The organism is Mycobacterium sp., assembly GCF_035603715.1.
Classification (GTDB): Bacteria; Actinomycetota; Actinomycetes; order Mycobacteriales; family Mycobacteriaceae; genus Mycobacterium.
In genome coordinates, this window is record NZ_DATNJW010000599.1 from 1 (window position 1) to 7623 (window position 7623).

A 7623-nucleotide genomic window follows, 5' to 3' on the forward strand; every position below is an offset into this window, starting at 1 on the left:
GCACCCGACCGCGTGCTCGATTTGGGCTGCGGCACGGGTTATCTACTGCGCGAACTGGCAAGCCGCTATCCCGACGCCGAACAGCTTGTCGGCATCGATGCCGCACCCGCGATGGTGGAGACGGCCAATGCCATTGCCCAAGACGACCGGCTGACGTTCGTTGCCGGTGTCGCCGAACAGATCCGGTATCCCGACGAGACGTTCAACCTGGTCGTCAGCACTACCTCATTCGATCACTGGTCTGATCAGCAAGCGGGACTGCGCGAATGCGCGCGGGTGCTGTGTCCCGGTGGTCGGCTGGTGCTCGTCGACCAGTTCTCCTGGATGCTGCTGCCGACAATGCTCACCAGCCGCCGCGGAAAAGCCCGCACCCGGCGCCGCGCCACTCGGTTGCTGCTACGGGCCGGGTTCACCTCCCCACACTGGCACCGACTGCATGCGGTGATCATCAACGCCGTCACCGCGACTAAGCCGGCCTAGCCCGCCTAACCCGGGAACGCGCGAAAGCTGCCGTCGAGCACGTGCAGGTGACCGATCGTTCGACCAGTCACGACGGTCGGATCCACCAGCGTCAGCTCCAACGCAGCCCGCGCGAACTCTTCTGGTGTGGAGACATCGTCGAACTCACGGGCGTAATACGAAAGACCCGGCGTCATAATCGCTTTCGACGGTGAAAGAGCGTTGACCGCGACGTGGTGGCCGGCCAGATCGTAGGCCGCACACCACGTCAAATGCTCCAGAGCGGCTTTGGATCCGCCGTAGCCGGGCAGTACGCCGCCGCTACGGTCGGCGTAGGGCCCATCACCCGGTAGCCGAGACGCCACCGAGCTGATGTTGATAATCGAGCCGATGCCGGCGGCGATCATGTCCGGGCAGACCAGCTGGATCAGCTCATAGGCGGCGAACACCGAGATCTCAAAGTGGCGCCGATAGGCACCCAGCGGCGTTCCGAGCAGGGGCGGCCAGTCCGGTTTGATGCCAGCCGGTTGTGCCTTCGCCGACTTCGGGCGCGCATCGTCCCCGGGCTTCGGCGGGCGACCGGGCGCGGTGAACGCCGCGTTGTTGATCAGGATCGTGATGGGGCCCAGCGCATCTCGAGCCTCGTCGACCAGCCGCGCAATATCGTCCCGGTCGAGCAGGTCGGCCCGAATCGCCAACGCCCGTCCGCCAGCCGCCTCGATATCGGCGACGGTCTCACCGATAGTGCCGGGAAGCTTTTCGTTCCAAACACTTTCGGTGCGGCCGACTACGGCAACCGCCGCCCCTTCGCCGGCCAGCGCCAGCGCGGTTGCCCGGCCCAGGCCGCGGCTGGCGCCGGTGACGATCGCCGTGCGGCCATCCAGTCGTCCGGTCACCGGCCAGACCCTACCTCGCGAGTAACGCCGTGCACGAGGATGGCGGTGGTCTGGTCCACCCAAGTGTCGTCCAGCGGTTCGTCCGGACTCAGCAGCATCCGCAGCAACGTCGCCCCGCCGATCAACTCGATCAACCGGTCCGGATCGACGTCCGGATGCACCTCACCGCGGTCCACCGCTTCGCTGAGCCGCGCCTGCACCGCGGTGAACAAACCCGCAAAGCGAGACATCACCCGGGCATTGAGCTCGGCGTCGGCGCTCATGTCGGCGACCAGACCGGGCAGCGCGGCCCGCACCACCGGGGTGGTGAACACGTCGCGCGCCGCCGCAATCATCGCCCGCACGTCGGCGGCCATGCCGCTAGTCGGGCCCTCCAGCGCGGTCGGCGCCACCGGGAACGCCGCTTCGTGCACCAGCTCGGCCTTGCTGGACCATCGCCGATACAACGCCGTCTTCGTCGTTCCGGCGCGTTCGGCGACTGCGGCCAGGGTGAGGTTCGAATAGCCGATTTGGACAAGCAGATCCGCGGTGGCGGTCAATATGGCAGCGTCGATGCGCGGGTCCCGGGGCCGTCCGGCACCCGAAACCTTGTCAACCGAGGATGGGTCTGCTTTCATAACGCTACCCACCGTATCGTAATTGCCTCGCGAAGGAGGCACCTGTGCCAAACGAACCTGTGCTCGACCAAGTCGACCGACTGCAGCGCTCCAGTCGCGACGTCACCACGCTGCCGGCGGTGCTGTCGCGGTGGTTGTCGACGGTGCTCCCGGGCGGCGTTGCACCCGGGATCACCGTGGAGAGCGGCATCGACTCGACCGGCATGTCGTCGGAGACCATCATCCTGACCGCGCGTTGGGAGGAGGACGGCAAGCCGGTTACGCAGAAGCTGGTGGCGCGGGTGGCGCCCACCGCCGAGGACGTCCAGGTGTTCCCGACGTATCGACTCGACCACCAATTCGACGTGATCCGCAAAGTCGGCGAGATCACCGACGTCCCCGTCCCGCGGGTGCGCTGGCTGGAATCCACCGGCGAGGTCTTGGGCACGCCGTTCTTTTTGATGGATTACGTCGACGGCGAGGTACCGCCCGACGTCATGCCCTACACCTTCGGTGGCAACTGGTTCGCCGACGCACCCGTCGAGCGCCAGCGCGAGCTTCAGGACGCAACGGTCGGGGTGCTCGCCCAGCTGCATTCAATACCAAACGCGGAGAAGACGTTTGGCTTTCTGGCTGAAGGGCAAGACGGCGACTCCGCGCTGCGGAGGCACTTCAACTGGGTGCGGTCCTGGTACGACTTTGCGGTGCCCGACATCGGTCCATCACCGCTGTTGGAGCGCTCGTTCCAATGGCTGGAGGACAACTGGCCGCAGGAAGCGGCCGCCACCGAGCCGGTGCTGCTCTGGGGCGACGCCCGGGTGGGCAACGTGTTGTACCGCGACTTCCATCCGGTGGCGGTGCTGGACTGGGAAATGGTGACGCTGGGTCCGCCTGAACTCGATGTCGCGTGGATGATCTACGCACACATGGTCTTTCAGGAACTCGCCGGCCTGGCGACACTGCCCGGCCTGCCCGGGGTGATGCGTGAGGATGACGTCCGGGCAACCTACCGGCAGCTCACCGGCGTCGAAATCGGCGACCTGAACTGGTTCTACGTCTACTCCGGGGTCATGTGGGCCTGCGTGTTCATGCGCACCGGAGCGCGGCGGGTGCACTTCGGCGAGACCGAGAAGCCTGACAACGTCGAATCGCTGTTCTATCACTCAGGATTGATGCGCAGGTTAATTGGTGAGGGCCTTACCGGAGAGGATCAGTAATGCTAGGACCGCTCGACGAGTTCCCGGTACACCAAGTCCCCCAGCCCATTGCATGGCCGGGTTCCTCGGACCGCAACTTCTACGATCGCTCCTACTTCAACGCCCACGACCGCACCGGCGACATCTTCGTGATCAGCGGCATCGGTTACTACCCCAACCTCGGGGTCAAAGACGCGTTCCTGCTCATCCGCCGCGGCGACACCCAGACGGCGGTGCATTTGTCCGATGCCATCGACCAGGATCGACTCAACCAGAACGTCAACGGCTACCGCGTCGACGTCATCGACCCGCTGCACAAGCTGCGGATCGTCCTCGACGAAACCGAAGGCATCGCAGCCGATCTCACCTGGGAAGGCCTGTTCGACGTCGTCCAAGAGCAACCACACCTGATGCGCTCGGGTAACCGGGTGACACTGGACGCACAGCGTTTCGCCCAGCTCGGCAGCTGGAGCGGTCGGATCGTCGTGGACGGCAAGGAAATTGCCGTCGACCCGGCCACCTGGATCGGCAGCCGCGACCGGTCCTGGGGCATTCGGCCAATCGGCGAAGCCGAGCCCGCCGGCCGGCCCGCGGACCCGCCGTTCGAGGGCATGTGGTGGCTGTACGTGCCGATGGCGTTCGAGGACTTCGGGGTCGTGTTGATCATCCAGGAGGAGCCCAACGGATTTCGCTCGCTCAACGATTGCACCCGGATCTGGCGCGACGGCCGCGTCGAGCAGCTCGGCTGGCCGCGGGTGAAGATTCACTACCGGTCCGGAACCCGCATTCCGACCGGCGCGACCATCGACGCCACCGCCCCCGACGGCACCCCGGTGCACCTCGATGTCGAGTCCAAGTTGCCGGTGCCCATCCATGTCGGCGGCGGCTACGGCGGCGACTCGGATTGGCTGCACGGCATGTGGAAGGGCGAGAAGTTCGTCGAACGGCTGACCTATGACATGACCGACCCGGCGATCATCGGGCGGTCCGGTTTCGGGGTCATCGACCATGTCGGGCGCGCGGTGTGCCGCGACGGCAACGGAGATCCGGTCGAGGGTTGGGGCCTCTACGAGCACGGCGCGCTGGGCCGCCACGACCCGTCCGGCTTCAAGGACTGGTTAACGGTTGCGCCGTAAGGGCTCTCAGCGCAATTCGTCGACGATCGCAGACAGGGTTGACAGGCTCAACGGCGCCGCCTGATAGAGGCAGACGGTGTCGGCTATCCCGTCGACGCGGTCCCGGATGTGCCGTGCGACGTCAGCCGGTGTGCCGCACGCGGCGATGGTGTTCAGCATCTCGTCGTCGATCAGCCCACCCATCTCTTCCCAGCGGCCCTGCTTGGACAACGTGTTCAATTCGGGCTGCAGATCCTGCCAGCCATGCGCCGCCAGCACCGGGCGGTACGCCGGCGTCGAGCCGTAGAATGCCAGCAGCGCGCGTGTACGCACGTGGGCCTGTTCGCGTTCAGCATCGGTTTCGCCTGCGGAGACGATGATTTCGGGCAGCACGGCCAAGTCGGTGGTCTGGCGGCCTGAAGCTTCCAGTCCCTCGCGCACCATGGGCATGGTGTGCTCGTGCAGGAACCGTTTCGAGCCGAACGGCATCACCAGCAGACCGTCGGCATGCTCTGCGACGGCACGGGTCAGCCGCGGCCCGAGCGCGCCGATGTAGATCGGTGGCGGGCCATACGGATTCGGGCCGGGGTTGAACGTCGGCGTCATCAGCGTGTGCCGGTAGTAGTCGCCGCGAAAATCCAACCGCTCACCGGAATTCCAGGCCGCGAAGATCGCCCGCAGCGCCGCAATGAGCTCGGTCATCCGGGCCACCGGTTTGTCGAACTCGGCGCCGAACCGCTTTTCGATTTGAGCCCGGACCTGAGTTCCGAGGCCGAGGATGAATCGTCCCGAGCTCAGCAGCTGATGGTCGTTGGCCTGGTGCGCCAGATGAATCGGGTTGCGTGGGAACGCAATCGCGACATTGGTCATCAGGTTCAGGTCTGGGACCGTCGCCGCCAGCGTCAGCGGCGCGAACACATCGTGCGGCCCCTCGAAGGTGGCGACGCCGCTGGCACCGGCATCGCGAAGCTCCCGCGCGCGATCAGCCGCGTCGGCCAGGCCATAGAGAGCGGTGAAGACTTTCAACGAGGACCGCCTGATGATGATTTGGGTGGTGTCGATTGGTCCCTGACATTACGCAGCATCGATGGGGTTGACTAAAGGGCATGCCTAACGCGACTTGGACCGCAGACGTCGTCGTGGTGGGTGCCGGTTTCGCCGGCCTCGCCGCGGCCCGCGAACTCAGCCGGCTCGGCCACGATGTACTGGTGCTCGAGGGCCGTGACCGGGTCGGTGGGCGTTCGTACACCGGCCATGTCGCGGGCATCCCGGTCGACATGGGTGGCACATTCGTGGGCCCGACGCAGGACGCCGTACTGGCTCTCGCCGACGAGCTCGGTATCCCGACCGTCCCGACCTACCACGACGGCGCCAACCTGATCCGGTGGCGCGGCGCGGTCCGCTCCTACAGCGGCACGATCCCCCGCCTGTCGCTCGGCGGCCTGATCGATCTCGGCCGTGTGCGTTGGCAATTCGAACGCATCACCCGGACGGTTCCGCTGACGGAGCCGTGGACAGCCCGGCGCGCCGCCCGGCTGGACAGCCAGTCATTAGGTCAGTGGTTGCGATCGGTGCGCGCCGGCGCCACTAGCCGGGATCTGCTGGCCATCATGACGCGGGTCACCTGGGGATGCGAACTCGATGACGTGTCGATGCTGCACGCCGCTCGTTACGCCCGCGCGGCCGGTGGTCTGGACCGAATGCTCGACGTCGAAAACGGTGCCCAGCAAGACCGTTTCGCGGCCGGCACGCAACAGATCGCCGGCGCGGCGGCGGGCGAACTCGGCGACCGCGTCGTATTGGAAGCCGCGGTCCGGCGCATCGATTACCACGACGACGGCGTAACGGTCACCAGCGAAAAGGGCACGGCGGACGCCAAATACGTCGTTGTCGCGATTCCACCGGAGCATTGGAACATCATCGAGTTCACTCCCGCGCTGCCCGCCGAACATCGGCAACTGCCCGCGCAGTGGCCGCAGGGCCGGCTCAGCAAGGCCTATGCCGCTTATCCGGCGCCGTTCTGGCGCAGCGCTGGATTTTCCGGTGAAGCGTTGTCCGACGAGGGTCCGGTGTTCATCACCTTCGACGTCAGTCCGCAGCCCGACGGGCCCGGGATCCTGCTCGGGTTTGTCGACGCCCGCGCGTTCGACGGGCTACCCGCCGATCAGCGTCGGCAACGTGCGCTTGACTGCTTCGCCGCACTGTTCGGCGACCAGGCATTGAAGCCGATCGACTACGTCGATCATCGTTGGGGTGCTGAGGAATTCGCGCCCGGTGGCCCGACGGCCGCGGTGCCGCCAGGCTCGTGGACGCGCTACGGGCCGTTGCTGCGGCGCCCGGTCGGGCCCATCCACTGGGCCGGCACCGAGACCGCCGACGAGTGGACCGGGTTCCTGGACGGGGCGGTGCGCTCCGGTCAGCGGGCCGCCGCCGAAGTCGCCTCGCGCTTATGAGCTGATGCGCCTGCTGCCGACGATCGATTCGGCAAGCGTCCGCAGTTCCCGGTTGACCTCAGCGGGCCGTTCCAGCATCGAGCAGTGCCCGCCGGGCAACTCGACGAGGCCGACGAGATTCGGTGCGGCAGCGGCGATTCGCCTCGACTGCACCAGCGGCGTCAACCGGTCGCGTTGGCTGCCGATCACCAACGTGGGCACCGTCAGGCCGGCCAGGTCGATATGCCGGCGTCCCATCGCCTCGATCAGGGCCTTGCCGCAGCCTCCGCGGCCCGCCGGCGGGGTGGAGTTGAACAGGTCGTAGATCAGTGATCCGACGGCACGATCCGCGTCGGCGCCCACCGCGAGCATCGAGATCATTTCCCGGCTGGCTCGTCGCACGGCGGGCGGGACCGGGTACGAGCCGAAAATGTTGACCAGGGCACGCCCACCCAACACCCGCACCGCGGCAAACGGTGCCGGCACCGGCAACAGTCGCACCTCACGCAACAGGTCACCGGTGGTGGTGTTGATCAGCGCGACGGCGTCGGCGCGCGCTTCGACCTTGTGCCGGTAGCGATCCGACCAGGCTGCGATCGCCATGCCGCCCATCGAGTGCCCCGCGACGACGGCACGTTCACCCGGCCTCAACGTGGCGTCGAGCACCGCATCGACATCGGCGGCGAGATGGCTGAGGCTGTACCCGCCGCGGCGCGGGATGCCGCTACGTCCATGACCGCGGTGGTCGAACGCGATCACCCGGAAATCGCCGGCCAACTCGGCGATCTGGTAGGCCCAGACCCGGATTGCGCAGGTGATGCCGTGGGCGAGCACGATCGGATAGCCATCCTCAGGCCCGAACACCTCGGTGTGCAGGCGCGTCCCGTCGGCAGATCGCACCTCGACGGTGCGGCTCGGCGGCAAAGCCG

General features: G+C 66.7%; 8 protein-coding genes. 4 read left to right on the top strand and 4 right to left on the bottom strand.

Annotation, left to right across the window (positions count from 1 at the left end):
* On the top strand, positions 1 to 480 hold a 480-nt coding region (locus VN856_RS24605; RefSeq protein WP_325694200.1), incomplete at its 5' end, for a class I SAM-dependent methyltransferase.
* 5 nt (positions 481 to 485) lie between these two features.
* On the opposite strand, the gene VN856_RS24610 is transcribed toward VN856_RS24605, so the two are convergent.
* A complete protein-coding gene (locus VN856_RS24610) occupies positions 486 to 1355 on the bottom strand; it encodes an SDR family NAD(P)-dependent oxidoreductase (protein WP_325694203.1) in 870 nt (289 codons plus the stop codon).
* On the bottom strand, positions 1352 to 1972 hold the full coding sequence (locus VN856_RS24615; protein WP_325694205.1) for a TetR/AcrR family transcriptional regulator: 621 nt from the start codon (positions 1970 to 1972) through the stop codon (positions 1352 to 1354). Before VN856_RS24615 ends, VN856_RS24610 begins: the two co-directional genes overlap by 4 nt.
* Before the next feature lie 44 nt (positions 1973 to 2016).
* Here VN856_RS24615 and VN856_RS24620 point away from each other — a divergent pair, with 44 nt between their 5' ends.
* The gene (locus VN856_RS24620; protein WP_325694208.1) at positions 2017 to 3168 is read left to right on the top strand and encodes a phosphotransferase family protein; all 1152 of its coding nucleotides are present in this window, start codon (positions 2017 to 2019) and stop codon (positions 3166 to 3168) included.
* Positions 3168 to 4283 carry a hypothetical protein gene (locus VN856_RS24625; RefSeq protein ID WP_325694211.1) on the top strand — a complete coding sequence of 372 codons (1116 nt, stop codon included), beginning with the start codon at positions 3168 to 3170 and terminating at the stop codon, positions 4281 to 4283. Before VN856_RS24620 ends, VN856_RS24625 begins: the two co-directional genes overlap by 1 nt.
* 6 nt (positions 4284 to 4289) lie before the next feature.
* Here VN856_RS24625 and VN856_RS24630 read toward each other — a convergent pair whose 3' ends face one another.
* A complete protein-coding gene (locus tag VN856_RS24630) occupies positions 4290 to 5288 on the bottom strand; it encodes a TIGR03617 family F420-dependent LLM class oxidoreductase (RefSeq protein ID WP_325694213.1) in 999 nt (332 codons plus the stop codon).
* An 80-nt stretch (positions 5289 to 5368) separates the two neighbouring features.
* Between VN856_RS24630 and VN856_RS24635 the strand changes: the two genes are divergently transcribed.
* Positions 5369 to 6715 (top strand): flavin monoamine oxidase family protein, encoded by a 1347-nt coding sequence (locus VN856_RS24635; protein ID WP_325694216.1) that lies wholly within the window; start codon positions 5369 to 5371, stop codon positions 6713 to 6715.
* Here the strand turns inward: VN856_RS24635 and VN856_RS24640 are convergent.
* Positions 6710 to 7618 carry an alpha/beta hydrolase gene (locus VN856_RS24640; protein ID WP_325694219.1) on the bottom strand — a complete coding sequence of 303 codons (909 nt, stop codon included), beginning with the start codon at positions 7616 to 7618 and terminating at the stop codon, positions 6710 to 6712. The genes VN856_RS24635 and VN856_RS24640 overlap by 6 nt on opposite strands.
* Positions 7619 to 7623: the final 5 nt, after the last annotated feature.